This window comes from Paracoccus sp. NSM, assembly GCF_052379855.1.
Lineage (GTDB): Bacteria > Pseudomonadota > Alphaproteobacteria > Rhodobacterales > Rhodobacteraceae > Paracoccus.
This window is the reverse complement of record NZ_JBQTCG010000006.1, coordinates 33,017-56,643: the sequence shown is the minus strand read 5'-3', so window position 1 is coordinate 56,643 and position 23,627 is coordinate 33,017. Positions and strand designations below refer to the sequence as shown.

Genomic DNA, 23,627 nt, shown 5'->3' with positions numbered 1-23,627 from the left:
GGCCCGATGCTGAAAGACTTCTTTTCCTACTACCGCCCGCATATGGGACTGTTCTGGCTGGATTTCGGCTGCGCGGTCATGTCGGGCCTGCTGGAACTGGCATTTCCGCTGGCGGTCACGGCCTTCATCGACCACCTGCTGCCGCAGGGCGACTGGTCGCTGACGCTGGCGGCGGCGGCCGGGCTTCTGGTGCTTTACGCGATCAATACGGGCCTTTTGTCGGTGGTGATCTACTGGGGCCACAAGCTGGGCATCAATATCGAGACCGCGATGCGCGCCCGCGCCTTCGACCACCTGACGCGCCTGTCGTGGCGCTGGTATGACCGCGCCCGGACCGGCAAGCTGGTCGCCCGCGTCACCCGCGATCTGGAGGAGATCGGCGAGGTCGCCCATCACGGCCCCGAGGATGCCTTCATCGCGCTGATGACCTTTGTCGGCGCCTTCCTGCTGATGTTCTGGATCCATCCGCGACTGGCGCTGATCGTGGCGCTGATCGTGCCCGCGATGCTGGCCATCGTGATCGTCTATGGCGGGCGTATGACCGCGACCTGGCGCGCGATCTATTCCCGCGTGGGCGATTTCAACGTCCGCCTGGAAGAGGCGCTTGGCGGCGTCCGCGTCGTTCAGGCCTTCGGCAACGAGGCCCATGAGAGCCATCTCTTCGCCGCCGACAATGCCCGCTACCGCCAGGCCAAGCTGGACGCGTACCGGGTCATGGCGGCCTCGACCGCGCTGCAATACATGGGTCTGCGTCTGGTTCAGGTCGTGGTGATGGTGCTGGGCGCGGGCTATGTGCTCAGCGGCGAGCTGACCACCGGGGGCTTTGTCGGTTTCCTTCTGCTGGTGGGCGTCTTCTACCGCCCGCTGGAGAAGATCGCGGCCGTGATCGAGACCTATCCGCGCGGCATCGCGGGCTTTCGCCGCTATCGCGAATTGCTGGCAACCGAACCCGAGATCGCGGACAGCCCCGATGCCATCGAGGCGCCCGAGCTGCGCGGCCGGATCCGGTTCGAGCGCGTGGGCTTCGCCTATCAACCCGGCCGGCCGATCCTGTCGGGGATTGATCTGGAGGTGCGCGAAGGCGAGACGATCGCCTTTGTCGGGCCTTCCGGGGCGGGCAAGACCACGCTTCTGGCGCTGCTGCCGCGCTTTTACGAGCCTACCGAGGGGCGCATCACCATCGACGGTCTGGGCCTTGCGCAGATGCGCCTGCACGGATTGCGCCGCCAGATCGGGCTGGTCAGTCAGGATGTGTTCCTGTTCGGGGGCAGCCTGCGCGAGAACATCGCCTATGGCCGCCTTGGCGCCAGCGATGCCGAGATCCTGGAGGCCGCGCAGAAGGCGCAGCTGGGTCGTTTGATCGACGACCTGCCCGAGGGGCTGGACACGATCGTGGGCGAACGCGGCGTGATGCTGTCGGGGGGGCAGAAGCAGCGCGTGGCCATTGCGCGGGCCTTCCTGAAGAACCCGCCCATCCTGATCCTGGACGAGGCGACCAGCGCACTGGACAGCCAGACCGAACGCGAGATCCAGGCCGCGCTGGACGCACTGTCGGTCGGGCGCACGACGCTGGTGATCGCGCACCGTCTGGCCACGATCCGCAATGCCGACCGGATCGTCGTGATGGACGAGGGCCGGATCGCCGAGATCGGTACTCATACCGAGCTGATGGCACGCGGCGGCACCTATGCGCGGCTTGCGGCCTGAGCGCGGCGGGACAAGGAAGCCTTCACGCCCCCCATCGAGGGGGGCCTGAAGGCTGCGGGGCCCCCGGACCCCCGCGGCGCAGGGGCCGCGCGGTCAGCTCCAATAAGCGGCGGCGGTAAAGGCCTTGCGGCCAAGTCCGCGGCTGGTCAGTTCCTCACGGGCCAGCCGCGCGGCCTCGGCATGGCCCGCAAACCAGACATGCGCATCCTCGGGGATGGGCGTGGCGCGCAGAGCGGCCAGTGCATCGGGGACAATGACAAGCCGTCGGTCCGCGTCCACCAGATCCGACGGATCCGCCTGAAGCCAGGCCCCGACGACCCGCATCCGGGGCGCGCAGAGCGGTTGCAGGGCGATGATCCGCCGGATCGCGGGCAGCGCGGTCTGGTCTCCGAACAGCAGAAGTTGCCGAGCCGCTGGCAGCCAGCCGCCACCGGGTCCCATGATGGCGACCTCAGAGCCCTCGACCCCCGACATCGCCCAGTCACAGGTCGGGCTGCCCGCATGGCGGTAAATGTCGAAATCCAGCCAATCGCCATGTTGCGCGGCGACGGTGTAGACCGGGCGATGCAGCGCGTCCTCGGCCCCGGGCCAGATCGTCCGGCCGCTTGGCGCGATGCGCGGCCAAACCGGGGCGCGGCCCGGCGGGGGCAGAAGCAGCCGGAAATGCAGCCCGCCCTGCCCGAAACGCGCAGCCTCTGGCCCGACCAGCCTGATCCGCAGGAAGCCGGGGCTGAGCCGCCGGACCGAGGCCACCCGCATCACCGCCAGACCGGGCGCCAACGCGCCGACATCGACATGATCCCAGGCGACGCCCAGCCCGGCTTCGGCCAGGACCTCGCTGGCCATGTCCTGCAACAGGCCGGTCTGGCGACGCTCTGCGCCCAGGATCTCGATCCGCAGACAGTCGCGTTCGGGGATCAGGCGAAGTTCGCCGCCCCAGAGGGTCAGAACCAGCCGCTCGGGCGTCTCGTGGACGGGCGTCTCCCATTGTGCGGCGCGGGCCTTCAGGGCGGCGATGGCGGCACCCGAGGCCGAACGAACCTCGCCCGACAGACGGCATGCGAAAATCTGTGACATGGCGCGATCCCCTGAACGACACGACAGGGATCGTTCAATTTAGTAATTTTGTCAAGAATTACGCCGCCATTCGTGCAAGCCGGGGCTTGCCCGCGAGAGGTGCGCAACATGTCCAGCCTGATGCGCGCGGCGCATCACGTCTCGGGGGTCGCGCCCTACCGGATCGCCAATGTCGCGGATCTGGGCGACCTTCCGGTGAACCCGATAGACCTGCAGGACGGGCTGGCCCGGATCGAGGCCGGAATGGCCCGGATCGTGGCCACGGGCGCGCGGCCCCTGTCGGTCGGCGGCGACCATCTGACCACGCTGCCGGTCCTGCGCTCCGTCGCAGGGGCGGCGGGCCAGCCGCTTGGCCTGATCCAGTTCGACGCCCATTCCGACACGAATGACAGCTATTTCGGCGGCAACCGCTTCACGCATGGCACGCCCTTTCGCTGCGCCATCGAGGAAGGCATCCTGGACCCGGCCCGGATCGTGCAGATCGGCATTCGCGGCTCGGTCTATGATCCGGCCGAGCATGACTGGGCCAAGGCACAGGGCATCCGCATCCTCTATATCGAAGAGGTCGCCCGGCGCGGCGTGGATGATGTGATGGCCGAGGCCTGCGCAATCGTCGGAGAGCGCCCCGCCTATGTGACCTTTGACGTCGACGCCATCGACCCCTCGATGGCGCCGGGGACCGGCACCCCCGAGATCGGCGGCCTGACCACCCGCGAAGCGCAGCAGATGCTGCGTCGGCTCGCGGGGGTCAATATCCTGGGCGCCGATGTGGTCGAGGTCTCGCCGCCCTTCGATATCGGCGGCATGACCGCGCTGGTCGGGGCGACGATGATGTTCGAGCTGCTCTGCCTGATGGCCGATCAGGTCACGCGCGGGCGCCAGCGCTGAGGAAGGTCAATCCCCGGCGCAGCAGCGGCTGGAGTGGTCGCGGCCATTGGGGTCCTCGGGGACGTCCAGGGTCGGGTTACGGTCGAAGAAGCCCTCGGGGCGCAGCTTGAAGCCCGCGTAATCGACCGGCATGACCGGCCAGTCCTCGGGTCGGGGGAAGTGGGTCAGGCCGAAGCTGTGCCAGACGACGATATCCTGCCCGTCGATGTCGCGGTCGGCGGCGGCATAGGACGGCAGCCCCGCCCCACCCGGATGCTGGTTCGGGGTATAGCCCGCCGCCCACATCTGGTCGCGGTCATGGCGCGTCACCCACAGATGCCGGGTCGCGAAACCCGCACGCTTGCGGATCGAGGCGCCTTCGGCCGCTAGCAGGCCCGGCTGCCCCTCGGGCAGCAGCACATAGGCGGTGGGCTCGCCCACGCGGTTTCTGGCCTCGGACGAGGCAATGCGCCAGACGCGGCCCACCGCATTATCGGCATCGCGCTGCGCTTGACCTTCGGTCCGCAACCGCGTGACGGTGCGGGTAAACGCATTGCCAAGCGGGTTTTCCGGCCCCATCGGCAGGCGCGCCACGTCCAGTTCGTCGACATGGCAGCGGTCGCCGTCGATCGCCACGTCCAGCCGGGCCGAGAACATGTGCTGGTGGATCGGCGCGCCCAGTCCGGGCGCCATCAGCGTGGCGTAATCGTATTCGCCGCCCGGATGGCCCGAGGTGAAGACGATGCCCGTCGCCTTGCATTCCAGCTCGATCCGGCCATCCAGATAGAGATACCAGTAGAAGCCGTAATCGTAATTGCCCACCGTCACGAAGAAGCTGATGACCAGCCGCCGCTGGCGCCGGACGGTGCCTTGACCGGACATGAAATCGGTGTGCTTCCAAAGCGTTCCGAAATCTTCCTCGTGAATGCAGACGGCATTGGGGATCACCACGGGCTGGCAGAAATCATCCACGACCGTGGCGTCTAGATAATGGATCTTGCCCAGGCAATCGCAACCCAGGACCAGCGAATTGGCCAGCCGCCCCGACCGCGCGATGATCCGTCGCGATCCGGGCGAACACATGTTCCTGATCTGTCAGGCCGAAGGCGGCAGCCGGATCATGCAGGGCGGCCGGGATGTGGCGCTGCGGCGCGGAGACTTCTTTCTGGCCGATGCGGCGCTGCCCCTCGGTCTTTTCCTATCGCGGGCAGCGGTCCCGGCAGATCTCGCTGCATCTGCCGCGCGCCGAGGCGCTGGCCCGGTTCGGGCGCGCCTGCGGCGGCGGGCGGGTGCTTCGCACCGATCCCGCACGGGGCGCGGCGCTGAATGCCATCCTCGCGGCCATGATCGACGAGGGCGAGGATGCCTGCGCCATGGCCGAGGCGCTGCTGGGCATCGTCGCGGCATCGCTCTGGGCCGATGAGCGCGGGACCGAAGATCAGGGCGCGCGGCTTTATCGATCTGCGCTGCAGCGGCTGGAACGCGGGGCGTTCCGGCAGGGCTATGGGCTGGACGCGCTGGCGGCCGATCTGGGCACGTCGCGCCGTCAGGTGCAGCGCGTGTTCACCGATCACGGCGACACGGTGTCGCGGCGGCTGGCGCTGATCCGCCTCAAGGCCGCCCGCGCCCGACTTGAGGCCAAGGCCCGGGGGCAGGATGACAGCATCGCCGCCATCGCCCATGATTGCGGCTTTCAGGACCTGTCGCATTTCTACCGCCAGTTCCGCCGCCAGTTCGGCACCACCCCGGCCGGGATCGAGGCTTCGGCGCGATCCGCCAATCCTTCGGCGCAATCGTCCAAGATCGGCCTGTCGTGACGCGCTAGCCTTAGGCGCATGACGCGTGGAACGGCGGAGGGGCCGTATCGCGCAACCAGCGGGAGGAAACGACATGGCTTTCGACATCATAATCAACGGCGCGCCCCACCCTGTCCGCGCCAGCTTCGCCGTCCACGACCCCGCCACAGGCGCGGTTGTCGGCCATGCGCCGAACGCGGATCTGGCCGATCTGAACCGGGCAGTCGCCGCCGCCAAGGCGGCCTTTCCGGGCTGGTCGCAGACCCCGGACGCCGACCGCCAACAGGCCTGCCGCGCCATCGCGCGCGCCCTGGGCGATCATGCCGAAGAACTGGCGCAGATCCTGACGCGCGAACAGGGCAAGCCGTTGAACGGTCTGGGGTCGCGTTGGGAAATGGGCGGCGCGCAAGCCTGGGCCGCAGCCACGGCGGAACTGCAGCTTGCGCCCAGGGTCATTCAGGACGACGCTTCGGGCCGCGTGGTCCTGCACCGCAAGCCGCTTGGCGTCGTGGGCTCGATCACGCCCTGGAATTTTCCGGTGATGATCGCGGTCTGGCACATCCTGCCCGCGCTGCGCAGCGGCAATACCGTGGTCATCAAGCCGTCGCCGCTGACGCCCTTGGCGACGCTGCGGCTGGTGCAACTGATGAACGATCTGCTGCCGCCAGGCGTGGTCAACATCGTGACCGGCGATGATCGCGCGGTGAACCAGGGTGCGGCGATGGCCGCGCATCCCGACATCCGCAAGATCGTGTTCACCGGATCCTGCGCGACGGGCCAGAAGGTGATGCAGGCCGCCGCCCCCACGATGAAGCGCCTGACGCTGGAGATGGGCGGCAATGATGCCGGGATCGTGCTGCCGGACGCCGATCCGGCCGCCATCGCCGAGGGCCTCTTCTGGGGCGCCTTCATCAACAATGGCCAGACCTGCGCCGCGATGAAGCGGCTTTATGTCCATGACAGCACCCACGACGCCGTCTGCGACGCGCTGGTGGCCTTTGCCTGCCAGATCCCGGTGGGGCCGGGTCTCGACGAAAGCTCGATCCTCGGGCCGGTCCAGAACCGGATGCAGTTCGACAAGCTTTCGCGCCTGGTCGAGGCCGCAGCGGCCGGGGGCCGCGTCCTTCTGGGTGGCGCGCCGGGCGAGGGGCTGTTCTTTCCGCCCACCATCATCGCGGGGCTGGGCAATGGCGACTCGCTGGTCGATCAGGAGCAGTTCGGCCCCGCCCTGCCCGTGATCCGCTACCACGACATCGACGAGGCCATCGCCGCCGCCAATGACAGCCCGAACGGGCTTGGCGGCTCGATCTGGACCAGTGATCCCAAGGCCGCGCGCGCCCTTGCGCTGCGTCTTGAATGCGGCTCGGTCTGGATCAACGCGCATGGTGCGATCCGCCCCGACGTGCCGTTCGGCGGCGTCAAGCAATCGGGCCTTGGCGTCGAATTCGGCGAGGAAGGACTGGCCGAATATACCGACCTGCAGGCGGTCTTCGGGTAGGCGCAGAATAGCTGCTGGCGGACGCCTGGTCGGGCCGGGCCGGACGCACGGGCACCGCGCTGAAATCGCCCTGATCGACGCGGCGTCCGGGCATGTGAGGCCGGGCATGTCCGCCCGGCCCCGTCGCACGAGGTCAGATCGTCGTCACGGCCTCGCGCTCGAAGGTGAAGACCGCGACCGACGCGGTCTCGGTGAGGCGCAGCGGAAAGGACTTCTTGAGGCTTTCGATCGCGGCGCGCCTCGGCACCGTCGGATTGCGAGAGGCCGAGCGAGACGGTCCGGCTGCGCTGGTCTTCCGCGACCCGCTCGCGCAGCCATGCCATTTCGCGGGCCAGGTCCTCGATGGTCAGGGCAGGTGCGCCATCCTGCATCTGCGCCTGCAGGCTTTCATCAAAGGCGGCGACAGCTTCGGTGATCAGGCCCAGATTGCCCATCTCGTGCAGCAGCCGCGTCTGTGCAAGGCGCCGGACATCCGCCCGGGGCTCGATCAGTTCGACGGCGGCCTCGAAATGCTCGCGCGCGCGGTCGCCCTCATCGAGGCACAAGGACACGCGCCCGAGGGAATTGCTCAGCGCTGACAGAAGCAGCCGCGCCGCCTGACCCGGATCGGCACCCCACGCGACGGCTTTCTGCGCCAGATCGCGGGCCATGTCCCCACGACCCAGATGCTGGTGCGCGACCGAGACCAGCAGCGCAATGATCGCGCGGTCGGGGTCCTGCGCCAGACGGGTCTGGTCCAGGGCGGCCAGTTCGTGCCAGGCCCCCTGCTGCCAGCGCGTCCGGCATTGTTCGACCAGGCTATCCACGGCGATCGGCCGCAGATTTGGCTCGGACCGGATCACAGTCGCCACGCCCTCGCGCGTCTTGTCGCGCTTCTTCTTCACCCTGCGTCTCGCAGCAACAGGTCACGGATCAGCGCGACCTGCCCTTCGGCGCGGCGCAACTCGTCGCGGGCCATGTCGTTCTGGCGAGAGAGCGTATCATTGCGCTCGGTCATCGCGGCCAGTCGATCCAGCGCCGCATCCCGTTCGGCGGCAAGCCGGTCGGCAAGATTATCCGCTTTGCTGTCGCGTGCTTCCAAATCTGCGGCCCTATCCGCCAAGAGCTGCTTTTCGCTCAGCGCCGCGTCGCGCTCAGCCGCAAGCCGCGCGACTTCAGCCTGCGTCGATGCCAGTTCGCTGGCCATCTGCGCAGTCGCCTCATCAGCTTTCGTCGATGCGGCCTCAAGCGAGGCGATCACCCGGGCCTGATCCTCGGCTCTGGCCTGCAGGGCGTCGTTATCCGCGCCCAGATCCACGATCCGGGCCTCAAGGATCTGCTTCTCGTTCGATGCCGTCTCGAGTTGAGCCTGCATCGATGCCAGGTCGCTGGCCATCTGTGCGGTCGCCTCACCGGCTTTCGTCGCAGCGGCCTCGAGCGAGGCGATCATCCGGGCCTGATCTTCGGCCCTGGGGCGCAGCGCGTCGTTATCTGCGACCAGATCCACGATCCGCGCTTCAAGCATCACGATCTTTTCCAGCCGCGCCTTGGCCGACAGGCGAATGTCGGGACCTGCGCCCTCGGCCATCGAATGGCCCGGTGCGCTGAACAGAAGGTCAGGAAAATCGGGGTCGCTCAGGTCACGTCCGGCAGGGGTCAGACCACCCCCGGTCGCAATCCGTTCAAGCGAGGCACTGTCCGACGCGCCTTCGAACCAGCTTTCCGCGCCAGAGCGCAGCCAGACATGGGCCAGCCGGTCCATCGCGTTCGATCGCAGCACAAGCGACAGGATCTCTGCCTCGGCGCCCGGCATGTCGATCCAGAGCGAGAGGGGGGCGGGCAAGGGCGCAAGCTCGGCCAGCAACTCATCCAGCGTCCAGAGCCGAGTCGTCAGGCGCCCCAGATCCAGCAGATTGGGGAAGAGCTGCCGCAGCGCGGCGCTTGGCCGCTTGACAGCCTGCAGCCCGGCGGCGCCCCATCGCGTGACCTCGGCCTGACCGGGCTTGCCTGCGATCCAGCCGTCCAGCAGCGTCGTCCGCTCGCTGCCCGCGATCAGCCAGCCTGTCTGGCCCCGATCCGTGTGATCGAGGCCCGGACTCAGGATGACGGCATGTTCCGGGCGTTGCCCGAGACGGCGCAGCCGCGCCTCGTGCAACGGCCGCGAACCCGCGCCCAGGACGATGATCGTGCCCTACTACACCCCGCGTGACCCCGAGCGGGCCGAAGAACTGCGCCGCTGCCTCGACGTGAACCTCGACAGCGGCCTTTTCAGCCGGATTGTGCTGCTGGTCGATGACGACACGGTTCCCCATCGCCAGGACAGCTCCCTGCAATTGATCCGGCTTGGCAGGCGGCCGGGCTATCTGGACTGGGTCCGCGCGGCTGAACGGCTCTGCCCCGGCCAGATCGCGCTGCTGGCCAACAGCGACATTCATTTCGACAGAACGATCACCGGTCTCTGCACGATCTTCCGGCAGGACGGGAACGCCTTTGTCGCGCTCAGCCGGTTCGACCGTCAGGGCGACAGCGACATTCCCCATCCGAACCCGCATTGGTCACAGGACAGTTGGGCCTTCGTGCCCTCGGCCGAGTCGTCCGAGCGGCTTTCGCGGCGCGTGGACATCCCGCTTGGCGTGCCGCGTTGCGACAACCGCATCGCCTATGTCTTCGCCACCGAAGGCTACACGATCTACAATCCTTTCCCCGTCATCCGCTCGATCCACCTGCACGAGACGGGGCTGCGCTATTACAGCAAGAAGGGCGACCGCAGCCTGATCGGCGGCATGGCGATGGTCAAGCCGGGCGCCGACCTGACCGTTCCGGCGCGCCTGTCGATCGAGCTCTGGTCCGAACGCAGCGACCAGATCGACGAGATCAAGGTGAACCGCACGCTGGAGAAATGGTCACGGGAAGAAGCCCTGCGCCGCAAGCCCCGCCCGGCATGGCTGGCCCATGACGCCGATTGGCAATATCCCGCCATCACCGAACAGCACGCATTCGAGCGGATGCGCGCGCTGCTGCCCGATCAGCACGGCCTTTACGAGACCGTCTATCTGGGATTTCCTTTCGCCACGTTGATCGACTTTCTGGCCCAGCTCGGCCCCGACCACGCCAAGACACGCGCGATGCTGGCGGCGCTCGACGCGCTGCGCGAGCGGCTGTCGGTCTATGACCGCGTGGTGACGGTCGCCCAGCACATCCGGTCGCGCCAGTTCGGCCAGGTCTTTCAGCGCGCCGGGGTGACGGACCTGTTCTGGTCGCACCTGACCGATGATGGCGGCCCCTTCGAGGCGGCGCCCGCCATGCGGCTGCATCCCTTCCCGCTTTATCCCGTCCAGCAGCTTCCGCGCGGGCCCGAGGATCTGGACCGGCGCCGGAAATGGCTGTTCTCGTTCGTGGGCGCGCGCGCGCAGAAGAACTACCTGACGCAGGTCCGCACCCATATCATCGAACAATTGGCAGACCATCCGAAGGGCCGCGTCATCGACCGCGACAGCTGGCATTACGAACGCGTCGTCTATCACAAGCAGGTTCTGGACCGCAGCGTCGAAGGCGCCTTGGTCGATGACAAGACATCCAACGACTTCAAGGAAATGATGGACCAGAGCGTCTTTACCCTGTGTCCGTCGGGGTCGGGGCCGAACTCGATCCGCCTGTGGGAGGCGATGGTGAACGGCTCGATCCCCGTGATCCTCGCGGATGGCTGGTCGGCGCCGGGCGATCCCGACTTGTGGAATCAGGCGACCCTGCGGGTTCCCGAAACGCCCGAAGCCGTCGCTGACCTGCCCCGCCGGCTGGACGCCATCGCCAGCAACACCGCCCGACTGCGTGCGATGCGCAGGGCGCTGCTGCGGCTTGCCGCATGCTATGGCCCTGACGGCTTTGTGGGCGATGTGCATCGGCTCGTCACCGGCAACGACACGTCCAAGGACGCGTCGCATCAGGCCCCCGCGCGCAGCGCAAGCGCCGCCTGAGCAGCGCCTACGCATCGACCTTGCCCGTCAGGCGATGCGCCCGCGTCGGCCTTGGGCAGATGACACGGCCTGCCGCGCGGGGAACGACCGTCTCCGGTCACCTGACCCGCGCGGGTGGGACAGACCGGATCAGGCGGCGCGTGTCTGTTTCATGCCGTGGCGCGCGGTCCAGGCTGCATACCAGGTGCGGAACTGGTCGAACTGGGTCTTGGCCCAGACCTGCTGGCTGGGGGTCAGCGCGTCGGTCGGGTTGAAATGCAGCGCATATTCGGCATCGCCCTGCAGGACCATCAGATACTTGTAGTAGAGGACCAGATCCGCGCCCTCGTCCCACGAGGACAACACCTCGAGCGCCTCGCCCAGTTCGCGGGCGCGGTCACGGGCCTCGACATCGCCCGAGGCCGCCGCCTTCGCCAGCGAGACGAAATGCAGGATCTCGTGCGGGATGACGTTGCCGATCCCGGTGATCGTGCCGCTGGCGCCGCATTTGACGTAGCCGTGATAGACGCCGGTATCGACGCCCGCCATCAGGATCACGTCATCATCGGCGCTGGTGATGTGCTCGGCCGCGTAGGTCATCGCGCGCGGGCCGCCGAATTCCTTGAAGCCGATCAGGTTGGGATGCTCGGCGCGCAGGGCAAAGAACAGGTCCGCCTTGGTCTCGTAGCCGTAATAGGGGCTGTTGTAGATCACCGCGGGCAGGTCGGGCGCGGCCGACAGGACGGCCTTGAAGTGATGGCGCTGCGCGACCGCGGACGAGCCGCGCGACAGGACGCGCGGAATGACCATCAGCCCCGCCGCCCCCACACGCGCCGCATGGGCGGCATGTTCGGACGCAAGGCGCGAATTGACCGCGCCGGTGCCGACGATCACGGGGATGCCTGCCTCGACCAGACGGGCGACGCCCTCCATCCGCTCGGCATCGGTCAGAAGCGGCCAATCCCCCATCGAGCCACAATAGACCACCCCCGACATTCCCGCCGCCATCAGCTGCGTGGCCTTCTGCACCAGCGCGTCGAAATCGGGTTTGCGGTCTGCGGTGCAGGGGGTCATCAGCGCCGGGATGACGCCGTGAAAGACTGTCTTGTCCATCGAAAGCTCCTTGATTCGCGCAAGTTCGGGGAACGGTCCCGCCCCCGGTCAACGAGCAGAATAGCCTTTGCATTTTCGTTGTCGACAACAATATGCAAGCTGTCGACAAGAACCGTCGGTCAGAGAGCGATATCCTGCCGAACCTCTCGGGCGAAGAACTGCTGGATCTGGCGCACGATCTGGTTGGCGTGGCTACGCGACAGCCGGTCTGCGGCCTCGACGTCGCGGGCGGCGATGGCGGCGATCATCGCCTCGTGCTCGTCCACGAATTCCTGCGGCAGCCGGTCGTCGAAGGACTGGTAGTACAGCCGCAGCAGGCGACGCCCCTCGTCCAGCAGGCGCAGGAACAGGGCGGTGTAATAGGGATTGCGTCCGGCCTCGGCGATGGCCGCGTGGAATTCGCGGTTGGTGGCGATCATCGCAAGGGCCTCTTGTGCGGCGACGGCGGCTGCGAAATCGGCCTGATGGGCGCGGATGCGGTCCAGATCGCCGGGCAGGTGGTTCTGTGCGGCCAGCCGCGTGGTCACCCGATACATCAGCGTCAGCGCGTCAAAGAAGGTGTGCAGGTTCAGAAAGTCGATATTCGACACCATCGTCGAACGGTTGGGCAGCGTCTCGACCAGACCTTCGCCCGCCAAGCGCACCAAAGCCTCGCGGATCGGGGTGCGCGACATGTTGAACCGCTCGGCCAGCTGCACCTCGTCGATGGGGCTGCCCGGCGCCAGCGTCAGGTCCAGGATCTCGTCGCGCAGCGATTCATAGACGACCCGGACCCCCGAGCCCCGCTTGCGTTCCGCTTGGTTGTGCGTTTCGGGCTTGAGCATGGGCACTCCGGTCGATCAGGAAAGGGTTGGGGTTCTCAATCGTCTGACCGGGCTCAATCCACCGCGTCAAGACCAAGCCGCGCCATCTTGTCCAGCAGGGCGGTCTCGGCCTCGGTCAGGTGGATGCCCTCTGCCTCGGATGCGGCACGGGCGGCGAAACGGCGGGCAGAAGGCAGGCGCGCGCCCTGCCCCGTGATCGCGCCGAACAGCAGTTCAGCACGGGCAGAGGGATCCCCGGGGCGGCCGGCGGCAAAGGCTTCGGGCGACATGGCGATCACCAGCTCACCGTGGAACGGGGCCAGCGTGGTGGTGCCGAGTTCTTTCAGCACTTCGGGGCTGGTCAGGTCGCCGATCATGATGCCCGCCAGCAGCTCGATCATCGTGCCGATGGCCGATCCCTTGTGTCCGCCAAAGGGCAGCATCGCGCCCGCCAGACCGGCCTCGGGGTCGGTGGTGGGGGCCCCGTCCGGGCCGATGGCCCAGCCCTCGGGCAGGGGCTTGCCCGCGCGGCGCAGCAGCTCGATCTCGCCGCGCGCGGCGACCGAGGTTGCGAAGTCGAACACATAGGGATGCCCGCTTGGACGCGGCCAGCCAAAGGCCAGCGGGTTCGTGCCCAGCAGCGCGCTGGTCCCGCCCGCAGGCGCAACGCTGGCATAGCTGGGGCACATGACCAGTGCGGCAAGCCCGTGATCGGTGACGGCCTCGACCTCGGGCCACAGCGCCGAGAAATGCGTGCAATCGTTCACCACCATCGCCGCCAGCCCCAGATCGCGCGCCCGCGCGACCAGATGCGGCAGGCCCAACTCAAAGGCGGGCGTGGAAAAGCCGCGCGCCGCATTGACGCGAATGATCGCCTTGCCGTCATCGGGCAGCAGGCGCGGTTCGGCCAGGCCATTGACCTGCCCCGCGCGGAGGGTCCGCAGGACGCCCTCGATCCGGTAGATGCCATGCGACTTGCAGCCGTCGCGTTCACCGGCCACGATGATCCGGGCAAGCGCGTCCGATTGCGTGTCGTTCATGCCGGCGCCGCGCAGGATGGCGGCGACGCGGGCGGTCAGGTCCTCGACGGGGATGGCGGTCATGGCGCAACCTTTCGCGGCAAGTGGGGCGGGTTGACCTATTGCATACAAGATGTCTACAAAACCGCAAGGCTTGCGCCGATCCGAAGGCAGTGAACGCCGATCCGCCGAACGGCGCGCAAAGCTGCAACAAGGAATGAGATGCCGATGACCACCACATTGACGGGAAAGCACCTGATCGCCGGAGAATGGGTTGCGGGCGCGGGGACCTTTGCCTCGGAACCCGCCGAGGGGCCGTCGCATGATTTCGCGGCGGGCTCGCCGGAGCTGGTGGACCGCGCCTGCCGCGCCGCCGAGGCCGCGTTCGAGACCTATGCCCATGCCGGCGCGGCGACCCATGCGCGCCTTCTGCGCGCCATTGCCGACGAGATCGAGGCACGGGGCGCGGCAATCACCGCCATCGGCACCGCCGAGACCGGCCTGCCTGCCGCCCGGCTTGAGGGCGAGCGGGGCCGCACCACCGGCCAGCTGCGTCTCTTTGCGGATCATGTCGAGAAAGGCGACTATCTCGACCGCCGCCATGACGCCGCCCTGCCCGACCGCAAGCCCGCGCCGCGCCCGGAATTGCGCCTGATCCAGCGGCCGGTCGGTCCGGTCGCGGTCTTCGGGGCCTCGAACTTTCCCTTGGCCTTCTCGACGGCGGGGGGCGACACGGCCTCGGCGCTGGCGGCGGGCTGCCCGGTCGTGGTCAAGGGCCATTCCGCCCATCCCGGCACCGCCGAGATCGTGGCCCAAGCCATCGCCGCCGCCATCGCGCGCTGCAATGTCGATCCGGGCGTCTTCAGCCTGATCCAGGGCGGCGACCGCAGCGTGGGCGCGGCTCTGGTGCAGCATCCGCTGATCCGGGCGGTGGGGTTCACGGGGTCACTGGCGGGGGGGCGGGCGCTGTTTGATCTCTGCGCCGCGCGGCCCGAGCCGATCCCCTTCTTCGGGGAACTGGGTTCGGTCAATCCGATGTTCACGCTGCCCGGTGCGCTGTCCGAACGCGCGGGGCCGCTTGGGCGGGATTGGGCGGCGTCGCTTTGTCTGGGGGCAGGGCAGTTCTGCACCAATCCCGGCATCGCCGTGGTGATCGACGGCGCCGATGCCGATACCTTCGTGGCCAGCGCCGCCGAGGCGCTCAGCGAGGTGGCCGGGCAGACCATGCTGACGGACGGCATCGCCGAAGCCTATCGCGACGGGCAGCGGCGCATGGCGGGGCATCCCGACGTATCGGCGGTGCTGACGACCGATGCCGAGGGGCGCACGGCACGCCCGAACCTGTTCGAAACCCGGGCCGAAGCCTTCATGGCGGATCACAGGCTGGCCGAGGAAGTGTTCGGCCCGCTCGGGCTGGTCGTCCGCGCGGCCTCGGCAGACGAGATGATGGCGATTGCGCGCGGCCTTGCGGGGCAGCTGACCGTGACGCTGCACCTGGGCGCTGACGACACCGCGCTGGCGCAGCAGCTGATGCCGGTTCTGGAACGCAAGGCCGGGCGCATCCTGGCGAACGGCTTTCCGACCGGGGTGGAAGTCGCGGATGCGATGGTGCATGGCGGGCCTTATCCGGCCTCGACCAATTTCGGAGCGACCTCGGTCGGGACGATGGCGATCCGGCGCTTCCTGCGGCCGGTCTGCTATCAGAACATGCCCGCATCGCTGCTGCCGCCCGAGGCCTGATGACGGCCCGCAATCCCCGCGCCCCGTGTCCGGGAAGGGGACGGGAGCCGGCGGCGCATGACGCCATCTTGCATCCTTCTTGTATAATTTTTGTATTTTTTGTTTGATCTGCGCGCCGCTTGCTTCGATAGTCGGCGGACGGACCAAGAAAACGAGTCACTGACAATCAGGGGGAACTTCATGAAAACCGGTATTCTCGCCTCGGGGCTGATGCTGGCGGCCGGGCTGACCACCCCGGCCTTTGCCGACAAGCTGGACGACATCATCTCGGCCAATGTGCTGCGCTGCGCGGTCGTGCTGGACTTTCCGCCGATGGGCTCGCGCGACAGCAACAACGAGCCGATCGGCTTTGACGTCGATTACTGCAACGATCTGGCCGCCGCGCTTGGCGTCGAGGCCGAGATCGTCGAGACCACCTTCCCCGAACGCATTCCCGCGCTGATGTCGGGCCGTGTGGATGTGGCCGTCGCCTCGACCTCGGACACGCTGGAGCGCGCCAAGACGGTGGGCTTCTCGATCCCCTATTACGCGTTCGAGAACGCCGTCGTCGCCAACGAGGGCGTGGACATGGCCGACTGGGAGGGCATGCGCGGCAAGACCGTCGGCGCCACCGCCGGCACCTACGAAGCGATCTGGCTCGAGGAGAAGGTCGCCGAATGGGGCGAGGGGCAGTTCCGTCCCTATCAGAACCAGGCCGATGTGTTCCTGGCGCTGAGCCAGGGCCAACTGGACGCGACCGTCTCGACCGTCGAGGTGGCCGAGGCCAATGTCGCCTCGGGCAACTTCCCTGGCATCCGCATCGTGGACAAGGCGCCGATGGTGCCGGATTACGTCGCGCTGATCACGCTGCGCGAGGAATACGGCCTGATCAACTACATGAACCTGTTCATCAACCAGCAGGTCCGCACCGGCCGCTACGCCGAGCTTTACGCGAAGTGGATCGGCGAAGGCGAGCCCGCCGATCTGACGATCCAGGGCGTCTATCGCTGATCGAGTGAGCTGAACGGGGGCGCGCCATCGCGGCGCGCCCCGCCAGTCATCATCGCCCTTTCGCGGTCAGAGGCGTCATGTTCAATTACAATTTCCGGTGGGCGCAGGCCCTCAACTCGTTGCCGCGCATGCTGGAAGGCGCGCTGGTGACGCTGGAAGTCGCGATCCTGTCGATGGTGATCGGCATCTCGATCGCGGTGATCCTGACGCTGTTCCGCATGTCGGGCAGCCGCATCCTGTCCGGCGTCGCCGCGACCTGGGTCGAGATCGCGCGCAACACGCCCGCGCTGTTCCAGATCTACATGGTCCATTTCGGCCTGGGCGGTTTCGGCATCCACCTGTCGCCCTATCTGTCGCTGCTGATCGGCATCGCCTTCAACAACGCGGGCTATCTGGCCGAGAATTTCCGCGGCGCGCTGAAAGGCATCCCCGAAACGCAGACCCGCGCCGCGCGGTCATTGGGGATGACGCCGGTTCAGGCCTTCCGTTACGTGGTCATGCCGCAGATGCTGCGGATCTCGTTCCTGCCCATGACGAACCAGATGGTCTGGGCAATCCTGATGACCTCGCTTGGCACGGTGGTGGCGATGAACACCGACCTTTACGGCGTGACCAGCGACCTGAACGCGCGCACCTTCCGCACCTTCGAGCTGTTCGCCATCGCCGCGGTTATCTTCTACCTGATCACCAAGACCGTCACTCTGTCGGCGCGCCTGCTGGCGGCGCGGCTGTTCCGCTATTGAGGGGGCGATGATGTTCTTTGATACGGCCCTCAGCACGAACGACCTGATCTTTCTGGCGCGCGGCGCCGGAATGACGCTGATCGTCACCGCCATCTCGGTCTTTTTCGGCACGGTGATGGGGATCGCCTTCGGCATCCTGCGCCACCAGATCGGCCCTTGGTGGGCGGCACCCCTGACCTTTGTGCTGGACATCTTCCGGTCGATCCCGCTGCTGATCCAGCTTGTGCTGGCCAATGCCTTCGTGACCACGGTTCTGGGCTGGCGCATCTCGGGGTTCACGGTCGCCTGCGCGGTGCTGTCGCTTTACACCTCGGCCTATTGCGCCGAGATCGTGCGCGGCGGGATCGAGGCCGTGCCGCCGACCCTGCGCCGCGCCGCGCGCTCGCTCGGGATGACCTGGCGGCAGGACATGACCAGTGTCACGCTGCCCCTGGCCGCGCGGATCGCGCTGCCATCCTGGATCGGGCTGGCGCTTGGGGTGATGAAGGACAGTGCGCTTGTCTATGTCGTGCAGGTGGTCGAGCTGCTGAAATCGGCGCAGATCCTGATCACCCGCCTGCAAGAGCCTCTGTTCCTGCTGATGATCTGCGGGCTGTTCTACTTCCTCATCTCGTTCCCCATCGCGCGGCTTGGTGGCTATCTCGAAAGGAAATGGTCCAATGATTGAAATCGAGAATGTCCGCAAATCCTTTGGCCCGCTCGAGGTTCTGAAAGGCATCGACCTGACCGTGGCCAAGGGCGAGGTGCTGACCGTGATCGGCGGCTCGGGGTCCGGCAAATCGACGCTTCTGACCTGCATCAACGGGCTCGAGCCCATCGACAGCGGCCGCATCCTCGTGGACGGGACCGAGGTTCACGCCCGCGGGACCGACCTGAACAAGCTGCGCCGCCGCATCGGGATCGTGTTCCAGCAGTTCAACGCCTTTCCGCATCTGACCGTGCTGGAAAACGTGATGCTCGCGCAGCGCAAGGTTCTGGGCCGCCCCAAGCCCGAGGCCGAGGCCGAGGCCGTGCGCCAGCTGAACCATGTGGGGCTTGGCGACAAGCTGACGGTCTATCCGGGCCGCCTGTCGGGCGGGCAGCAGCAGCGCATGGCCATTGCCCGCGCTCTGGCCATGTCGCCCGATTACATGCTGTTCGACGAGGTGACATCGGCGCTGGACCCCCAGCTTGTGGGCGAGGTTCTGGACACGCTGCGCCTGCTGGCCTCCGAGGGGATGACGATGATCTGCGTCACCCACGAGATGAAGTTCGCGCGCGAGGTCTCGGACCGGGTGGCCTTCTTCCACAAGGGCGTCATGGCCGAGATCGCGCCCCCCGCCCAGCTTTTCGGCGCGCCCGAAAACGCCGAGCTGCGCACCTTCCTTGCGGCCACGGCCTGATCCATGCCGCAGGTCATCGTCATCGGCGCGGGCGTCATCGGCCTGTCATCGGCCCTGATGCTGCGTCAGCGCGGGCTTGACGTGACCGTGCTGGACCGAGAGGGTCCGGCGGCGGGCGCCTCGGCCGGGAATGCCGGGGCCTTCGCCTTCACCGACATCCTGCCCTTGGCCTCGCCCGGGCTTCTGCGCAAGGCGCCGCGCTGGCTTCTGGACCCGCTTGGGCCGCTTTCGGTGCCGCCGCGCTATGCGCTGCGGATCGCGCCCTGGATGCTGCGTTTCTGGCGGGCCTGCCAGCCGGACCGGGTCGCGCAATCGACCGCCGCCCAGACCACGCTGATGGACCTGTCCCGCGCCGAGCTGGAGCCCTTTCTGGCCGCCACCGGCACGCAGGGCATGCTGCGAAAGCGCGGCAACCTTCAGGTCTATGAATCGCAGGCCGAATTCGACGCCTCGCTGCCCGGCTGGCAGGCCCGCGCCGATCACGGGATCGCGTTCCGACATCTGGACGCCGACGGCATGGCCGAATTGCAGCCGGGCCTGTCGCCGCGTTTCACCCACGGCACCTTCACGCCGGGCTGGTATTCCATCGCCGATCCGCGCGATTACGTTCTGGCGCTGGCGGACCGCCTGCACGCCACGGGCGGCGTGATCGAACGCGCGGCGATCAGCGCGATCCGTGCCGATGCCTCAGGCGTGACCCTTCAAGAGGCCGGGGGGCGTGACTGGCAGGCCGATCATGTCGTTCTGGCGGCGGGCGCCCATGCCCGCCAACTTGCGCGCGGGGTGGGCGACCGTATCCCGCTGGAGACCGAGCGCGGCTACAACACCACCCTGCCCCGCGACGCCTTCGATCTGCGGATGCAGGTGACGTTTGGCGGGCATGGCTTTGTCGTCAGCGCGCTGTCCGGCGGCATCCGGGTGGGCGGGGCGGTGGAACTGGGGGGCCTCGACCTGCCGCCGAACTGGAAACGCGCGCAGGCGATGCTGCAGAAGGCCCGCGCCTTCCTGCCCGGCCTGCGGACCGAGGGCGGCACGCAATGGATGGGGTTTCGCCCCTCGCTGCCCGACACGCTGCCCGCCATCGGACGCTCGCGCGCATCCGCCCGGGTGATCCATGCCTTCGGCCACGGCCATCTGGGCCTGACCCAATCGGCAGGCACGGCCCGCATCGTCGCCGATCTGGTGACGGGTGCCGCTCCGCCGGTCGCCATCGCTTCGTTCTCTCCTCAGAGGTTCTGACTGGTCATGCATACCTTCTCTTGCCTTGACGGGCATACCTGCGGCAATCCGGTCCGGCTGGTCAGCGGCGGCGCGCCCCTGCTGCAAGGCGCGACGATGCTGGAACGCCGCGCGCATTTCCTGCGCGATTTCGACTGGATCCGCACCGGCCTGATGTTCGAGCCGCGCGGCCATGACATGATGTCGGGCGCGATCCTCTATCCGCCGACCCGCCCCGATTGCGAGGTGGGCGTGCTGTTCATCGAGACCTCGGGCTGCCTGCCCATGTGCGGCCACGGCACGATCGGCACGATCACCATGGCGCTGGAAAACGGCCTCATCACGCCGCGCCAGCCGGGGCGGCTGTCCATCGACACGCCCGCGGGCAAGGTGGATATCACCTACACGCGCCCCGACCGCTTCGTCGAGGAAGTGCGCCTGACCAACGTGCCGTCCTATCTGCATGCCGAGGGGCTGACCGCCCATGTCGAGGGTCTGGGCGAGATCGTCGTGGATGTGGCCTATGGCGGCAATTTCTACGCCATCGTCGATCCGCAGAAGAATTTTCGCGACATCGCGGACCACACGGCGGGCCAGTTGATCGGCTGGTCGCCCCTGCTGCGGCGCGCGCTGAACGAGAAATACGAATTCGTCCATCCCGAACATCCGCAGATCGCGGGCCTCAGCCACATCCTGTGGACCGGCGCGCCCACCCAACCCGGCGCCCATGCGCGCAACGCGGTGTTCTACGGCGACAAGGCCATCGACCGCAGCCCCTGCGGCACCGGCACCTCGGCCCGGATGGCGCAAATGGCCGCCAAGGGCCGGTTGGCCGTGGGCGACGAATTCTGGCACGAAAGCATCATTGGCTCGATCTTCAAGGGCCGGGTCGAGGGCGCGACGCGGCTTGCCGGACGGGACGCGATCATCCCCTCGATCGGGGGCTGGGCGCGGCAGACGGGGATCAACACGATCTTCATCGACGACCGCGACCCCTATGCCCACGGCTTCGTCGTCACATGAGCGCCGCGCATCTCATCCTGCCCGGCACCGCCGAAGGCCCGGTCATCGCCACGGACGAGCCGATCAGCTTCTGGGGCGGCATCGACCCGTCCAATGCGACGGTCATCGACGTGCATCACCCGCTGCACGGGCAATGCCTGACCGGCGCGGTTCTGGTCATGCCCACGACGCGGGGGTCCTGCACCGGGTCGGGCGTGCTGCTGGACATGGCGCTGAACGGTCGGGCGCCCGCCGCGCTGATCTTTTCCGAGCCCGAGGACGTCGTGACCCTTGGCGCGCTGATCGCGGCCGAGATGTTCGACCGCCCCATCCCGGTCCTGCGTTGCCCGCCCGATCTGCACGCGACCCTTGCCCGCGCCAGCCACATCCGCATCACCGCCGATACGCTGGAGGCCGACGGCCAGCCCCTGCCGCTGGCCCCACTGCCCGCGCCCGAACCGGACCTGTCCGATGCCGACCGCGCCATGCTGGACGGGGCCGAGGGGCGCGCGGTGCAGCAGGCGATGCGGATCCTCTGCCGGATGGCGCGGTTGCAAGGCGCGGAACGGCTGGTCTCGGTCACGCAGGGCCATATCGACGGCTGCATCTATGCCAGCCCCGCCAACCTGACCTTTGCCGAAGCCATGGCCGATCTGGGCGCGCGGGTCCGCATCCCCACGACGATGAACGCGATCTCGGTCGATCACCGCAACTGGCGGGCGCAGGGCGTGCCGGTCCTGTTCGGGGACCCCGCGCAGAGGCTGGCCGATGCCTATGTGCGGATGGGCTGCCAGCCCAGCTTTACCTGTGCGCCCTATCTGCTGGACAGCGCGCCCGCGCGGGACGAACCCATCGCCTGGGCAGAATCGAACGCGGTGATCTACGCCAATTCCGTCCTTGGCGCGCGCACGCCCAAGCATCCGGACTTTCTGGACCTGTGCATCGCGATGACGGGCCGGGCGCCTCTGGCCGGGGTCTATCTGGACCAGCACCGCGCCGCGCGCCGCATCTTGGACGTGGCCCTGCCCCACGGCATCGACGACGCGTTCTGGCCGCTTCTGGGCTATCTGGCGGGCCAGGCCTCGCCTGACCGCATCCCGCTGATCCGGGGCGTGGCGGCGGCCGGACCCACGCCCGAGAACCTCAAGGCGCTCTGCGCGGCGTTCGGCACCAGTTCCGCCGCCCCCATGCTGCATGTCGAGGGCATCACCCCCGAGGCCGACCGCATCCACCCCGAGGCCGATCACCGCCCCATCGGCGCGGCGGATATGCGGCGCGGCTGGCAATCGCTGAACGCGGGCCCCGAGGCGGTCCAGCTGGTCGCCATCGGCAGCCCACATGCCTCGGCCGAGGAATGCCGGGCGCTGGCCGGCGCGCTGGACGGGCCGGTTTTGATCCCCACGATCGTCACCGCTGGCCGCGCCGTGATCGACCTGATCCGTGCCGACGGCACGCTGGACCGGCTGACCGACGCAGGGGTGCAGGTTCTGCCCGATCTCTGCTGGTGTTCGATCTCGGAACCCGTCTTTCCGCCCGCCACCCGCGCGTTGATGACGAATTCCGGCAAATACGCGCATTACGGGCCGGGCCTTTCGGGGCGGCAGGTCCGCTTCGGCGGCATCGCCGCCTGTGCGCAGGCCGCGCGGACGGGACGCGCGCCCCTGACCCTACCCCGCTGGCTGGAGGACTAGATGCGGACGACGAAACTGGTTCATGTCATCTCGGCCCATGCCGAGGGCGAGGTGGGCGATGTGATCGTGGGCGGCGTCGCGCCGCCGCCGGGCGACACGCTGTGGGAACAGTCGCGCTGGATCGCGCAGGATGAAAGCCTGCGCAACTTCGTCCTGAACGAGCCGCGCGGCGGCGTCTTTCGGCATGTCAATCTGCTGGTGCCCCCCAAACACCCCGAGGCCGACGCGGCCTTCATCATCATGGAGCCCGAGGACACGCCCCCCATGTCGGGGTCGAACTCGATCTGCGTCGCGACGGTGCTGCTGGATGCGGGCATCCTGCCGATGCAGGAACCCCAGACGCATCTGGTGCTGGAAGCGCCGGGCGGGCTGGTGCGGGTGCGCGCGGAATGCAGCGGCGGCAAGGCGCGGCGGATCTTCGTCCAGAACCTGCCCAGCTTTGCCGCGCGTCTCGACGCCCCGCTGGAGGTCGAGGGGATGGGCCGCCTCAGCGTCGATACCGCCTATGGCGGCGACAGTTTCGTCTTTGTGGATGCCGAGGCCTTGGGCTTTTCCCTGACCCCGGACGAGGCGCATGACATGGCGCGCCTCGGGGTGCGGATCACCGAGGCCGCGAATGAACAGCTGGGGTTTCACCACCCCGGCAATCCCGATTGGCGTCACATCTCTTTCTGCCTGTTCGCTGGCCCGCTGCGGCGCGAGGGGCGTGCGCTGCACACCGGCGCCGCCGTGGCGATCCGGCCGGGCAAGATCGACCGCTCGCCCACCGGCACCGCGCTGTCGGCGCGCATGGCGGTTCTGCATGCGCGTGGCCAGATGACCGAGGGCGACAGCCTGACGGCGCGGTCGCTGATCGGGTCCGAATTCACCGGGCGAATTCTGGGCCACACGCAGGTCGGCACCCTGCCCGCCATCCTGCCCGAGATTTCGGGCCGCGCCTGGATCACCGGCACGCATCAACAGATGCTGGACCCCGATGATCCCTGGCCCGAGGGCTACCGCCTCAGCGATACCTGGGGCGCGCGCTAGGACGGACGACCCGGCGACGC

General features: G+C 67.8%; 21 protein-coding genes. 15 read left to right on the top strand and 6 right to left on the bottom strand.

Annotation, left to right across the window (positions count from 1 at the left end; all coding sequences use genetic code 11):
* The first annotated feature begins 6 nt into the window (after positions 1–6).
* A complete protein-coding gene (locus ACTZWU_RS11070; RefSeq protein ID WP_444737418.1) occupies positions 7–1,707 on the top strand; it encodes an ABC transporter ATP-binding protein in 1,701 nt (566 codons plus the stop codon).
* Between the two features lie 93 nt (positions 1,708–1,800).
* Here the strand turns inward: ACTZWU_RS11070 and ACTZWU_RS11065 are convergent, their stop codons facing one another.
* Positions 1,801–2,784 (bottom strand): siderophore-interacting protein, encoded by a 984-nt coding sequence (locus ACTZWU_RS11065; RefSeq protein ID WP_444737417.1) that lies wholly within the window; start codon positions 2,782–2,784, stop codon positions 1,801–1,803.
* Positions 2,785–2,856: 72 nt separating this feature from the next.
* On the opposite strand from ACTZWU_RS11065, the gene ACTZWU_RS11060 reads away from it, so the two are divergent.
* Positions 2,857–3,672, top strand: a complete 816-nt coding sequence (locus tag ACTZWU_RS11060; protein ID WP_444737416.1) for an agmatinase — start codon at positions 2,857–2,859, stop codon at positions 3,670–3,672.
* Between the two features lie 6 nt (positions 3,673–3,678).
* On the opposite strand, the gene ACTZWU_RS11055 is transcribed toward ACTZWU_RS11060, so the two are convergent.
* Positions 3,679–4,734, bottom strand: a complete 1,056-nt coding sequence (locus ACTZWU_RS11055) for a copper amine oxidase (RefSeq protein WP_444737415.1) — start codon at positions 4,732–4,734, stop codon at positions 3,679–3,681.
* Between the two features lie 53 nt (positions 4,735–4,787).
* On the opposite strand from ACTZWU_RS11055, the gene ACTZWU_RS11050 reads away from it, so the two are divergent.
* The 3 genes from ACTZWU_RS11050 to ACTZWU_RS11040 all read left to right on the top strand — a co-directional run bounded on the left by ACTZWU_RS11050 (position 4,788) and on the right by ACTZWU_RS11040 (position 7,523).
* Entirely contained in the window at positions 4,788–5,468 is a 681-nt protein-coding gene (locus ACTZWU_RS11050; protein WP_444737414.1) for a helix-turn-helix domain-containing protein, read from the top strand.
* A 73-nt stretch (positions 5,469–5,541) separates the two neighbouring features.
* Positions 5,542–6,945 carry an aldehyde dehydrogenase family protein gene (locus tag ACTZWU_RS11045; RefSeq protein WP_444737413.1) on the top strand — a complete coding sequence of 468 codons (1,404 nt, stop codon included), beginning with the start codon at positions 5,542–5,544 and terminating at the stop codon, positions 6,943–6,945.
* A gap of 215 nt (positions 6,946–7,160) precedes the next feature.
* Positions 7,161–7,523 carry a hypothetical protein gene (locus ACTZWU_RS11040; RefSeq protein ID WP_444737412.1) on the top strand — a complete coding sequence of 121 codons (363 nt, stop codon included), beginning with the start codon at positions 7,161–7,163 and terminating at the stop codon, positions 7,521–7,523.
* A 302-nt stretch (positions 7,524–7,825) separates the two neighbouring features.
* On the opposite strand, the gene ACTZWU_RS11035 is transcribed toward ACTZWU_RS11040, so the two are convergent.
* The gene (locus ACTZWU_RS11035; RefSeq protein WP_444737411.1) at positions 7,826–9,079 is read right to left on the bottom strand and encodes a hypothetical protein; all 1,254 of its coding nucleotides are present in this window, start codon (positions 9,077–9,079) and stop codon (positions 7,826–7,828) included.
* Between the two features lie 31 nt (positions 9,080–9,110).
* Between ACTZWU_RS11035 and ACTZWU_RS11030 the strand changes: the two genes are divergently transcribed.
* Positions 9,111–10,898 carry an exostosin domain-containing protein gene (locus ACTZWU_RS11030; protein ID WP_444737410.1) on the top strand — a complete coding sequence of 596 codons (1,788 nt, stop codon included), beginning with the start codon at positions 9,111–9,113 and terminating at the stop codon, positions 10,896–10,898.
* Between the two features lie 129 nt (positions 10,899–11,027).
* On the opposite strand, the gene ACTZWU_RS11025 is transcribed toward ACTZWU_RS11030, so the two are convergent.
* The 3 genes from ACTZWU_RS11025 to ACTZWU_RS11015 form a co-directional block, all read right to left on the bottom strand.
* On the bottom strand, positions 11,028–11,990 hold the full coding sequence (locus ACTZWU_RS11025; RefSeq protein WP_444737409.1) for a dihydrodipicolinate synthase family protein: 963 nt from the start codon (positions 11,988–11,990) through the stop codon (positions 11,028–11,030).
* A gap of 119 nt (positions 11,991–12,109) precedes the next feature.
* Complete coding sequence (locus tag ACTZWU_RS11020) at positions 12,110–12,814, bottom strand: GntR family transcriptional regulator (RefSeq protein ID WP_444737408.1); 705 nt, start codon at positions 12,812–12,814, stop codon at positions 12,110–12,112.
* A 53-nt stretch (positions 12,815–12,867) separates the two neighbouring features.
* A complete protein-coding gene (locus ACTZWU_RS11015) occupies positions 12,868–13,896 on the bottom strand; it encodes an Ldh family oxidoreductase (protein ID WP_444737407.1) in 1,029 nt (342 codons plus the stop codon).
* Positions 13,897–14,040: 144 nt separating this feature from the next.
* Here ACTZWU_RS11015 and ACTZWU_RS11010 point away from each other — a divergent pair, with 144 nt between their 5' ends.
* From ACTZWU_RS11010 to ACTZWU_RS10970, 9 genes are all read left to right on the top strand, one after another.
* The gene (locus ACTZWU_RS11010; RefSeq protein ID WP_444737406.1) at positions 14,041–15,552 is read left to right on the top strand and encodes an aldehyde dehydrogenase (NADP(+)); all 1,512 of its coding nucleotides are present in this window, start codon (positions 14,041–14,043) and stop codon (positions 15,550–15,552) included.
* A 180-nt stretch (positions 15,553–15,732) separates the two neighbouring features.
* Positions 15,733–16,542 (top strand): transporter substrate-binding domain-containing protein, encoded by an 810-nt coding sequence (locus ACTZWU_RS11005; RefSeq protein WP_444737405.1) that lies wholly within the window; start codon positions 15,733–15,735, stop codon positions 16,540–16,542.
* 77 nt (positions 16,543–16,619) lie between these two features.
* Positions 16,620–17,285: an amino acid ABC transporter permease gene (locus tag ACTZWU_RS11000; protein ID WP_444737404.1), complete on the top strand. Its 666-nt coding sequence runs from the start codon at positions 16,620–16,622 to the stop codon at positions 17,283–17,285.
* Between the two features lie 10 nt (positions 17,286–17,295).
* The gene (locus ACTZWU_RS10995) at positions 17,296–17,952 is read left to right on the top strand and encodes an amino acid ABC transporter permease (protein WP_444737403.1); all 657 of its coding nucleotides are present in this window, start codon (positions 17,296–17,298) and stop codon (positions 17,950–17,952) included.
* Complete coding sequence (locus tag ACTZWU_RS10990; RefSeq protein WP_444737402.1) at positions 17,945–18,667, top strand: amino acid ABC transporter ATP-binding protein; 723 nt, start codon at positions 17,945–17,947, stop codon at positions 18,665–18,667. The genes ACTZWU_RS10995 and ACTZWU_RS10990 overlap by 8 nt, the downstream gene beginning before the upstream one ends.
* A gap of 3 nt (positions 18,668–18,670) precedes the next feature.
* Positions 18,671–19,906: an NAD(P)/FAD-dependent oxidoreductase gene (locus ACTZWU_RS10985; protein ID WP_444737401.1), complete on the top strand. Its 1,236-nt coding sequence runs from the start codon at positions 18,671–18,673 to the stop codon at positions 19,904–19,906.
* A complete protein-coding gene (locus tag ACTZWU_RS10980) occupies positions 19,907–20,908 on the top strand; it encodes a 4-hydroxyproline epimerase (protein WP_444737474.1) in 1,002 nt (333 codons plus the stop codon). It abuts the gene before it with no gap.
* Positions 20,905–22,578, top strand: a complete 1,674-nt coding sequence (lhpI, locus tag ACTZWU_RS10975) for a cis-3-hydroxy-L-proline dehydratase (RefSeq protein ID WP_444737400.1) — start codon at positions 20,905–20,907, stop codon at positions 22,576–22,578. The genes ACTZWU_RS10980 and lhpI overlap by 4 nt, the downstream gene beginning before the upstream one ends.
* On the top strand, positions 22,579–23,607 hold the full coding sequence (locus ACTZWU_RS10970; protein ID WP_444737399.1) for a trans-3-hydroxy-L-proline dehydratase: 1,029 nt from the start codon (positions 22,579–22,581) through the stop codon (positions 23,605–23,607).
* The last annotated feature ends 20 nt before the right edge of the window (positions 23,608–23,627 follow it).

Coding starts and splice junctions, on each gene's coding strand:
- ACTZWU_RS11010 (WP_444737406.1), top strand. CDS start 14,041: ATGACCACCACATTGACGGGAAAGCACCTGATCGCCGGAGAATGGGTT.
- ACTZWU_RS11070 (WP_444737418.1), top strand. CDS start 7: ATGCTGAAAGACTTCTTTTCCTACTACCGCCCGCATATGGGACTGTTC.
- ACTZWU_RS10985 (WP_444737401.1), top strand. CDS start 18,671: ATGCCGCAGGTCATCGTCATCGGCGCGGGCGTCATCGGCCTGTCATCG.
- ACTZWU_RS11025 (WP_444737409.1), bottom strand. CDS start 11,990: ATGGACAAGACAGTCTTTCACGGCGTCATCCCGGCGCTGATGACCCCC.
- ACTZWU_RS11020 (WP_444737408.1), bottom strand. CDS start 12,814: ATGCTCAAGCCCGAAACGCACAACCAAGCGGAACGCAAGCGGGGCTCG.
- ACTZWU_RS11000 (WP_444737404.1), top strand. CDS start 16,620: ATGTTCAATTACAATTTCCGGTGGGCGCAGGCCCTCAACTCGTTGCCG.
- ACTZWU_RS11055 (WP_444737415.1), bottom strand. CDS start 4,734: ATGTGTTCGCCCGGATCGCGACGGATCATCGCGCGGTCGGGGCGGCTG.
- ACTZWU_RS11045 (WP_444737413.1), top strand. CDS start 5,542: ATGGCTTTCGACATCATAATCAACGGCGCGCCCCACCCTGTCCGCGCC.
- ACTZWU_RS10970 (WP_444737399.1), top strand. CDS start 22,579: ATGCGGACGACGAAACTGGTTCATGTCATCTCGGCCCATGCCGAGGGC.
- ACTZWU_RS11050 (WP_444737414.1), top strand. CDS start 4,788: ATGTGGCGCTGCGGCGCGGAGACTTCTTTCTGGCCGATGCGGCGCTGC.
- ACTZWU_RS10990 (WP_444737402.1), top strand. CDS start 17,945: ATGATTGAAATCGAGAATGTCCGCAAATCCTTTGGCCCGCTCGAGGTT.
- lhpI (WP_444737400.1), top strand. CDS start 20,905: ATGAGCGCCGCGCATCTCATCCTGCCCGGCACCGCCGAAGGCCCGGTC.
- ACTZWU_RS11065 (WP_444737417.1), bottom strand. CDS start 2,784: ATGTCACAGATTTTCGCATGCCGTCTGTCGGGCGAGGTTCGTTCGGCC.
- ACTZWU_RS11005 (WP_444737405.1), top strand. CDS start 15,733: ATGAAAACCGGTATTCTCGCCTCGGGGCTGATGCTGGCGGCCGGGCTG.
- ACTZWU_RS10995 (WP_444737403.1), top strand. CDS start 17,296: ATGTTCTTTGATACGGCCCTCAGCACGAACGACCTGATCTTTCTGGCG.
- ACTZWU_RS11015 (WP_444737407.1), bottom strand. CDS start 13,896: ATGACCGCCATCCCCGTCGAGGACCTGACCGCCCGCGTCGCCGCCATC.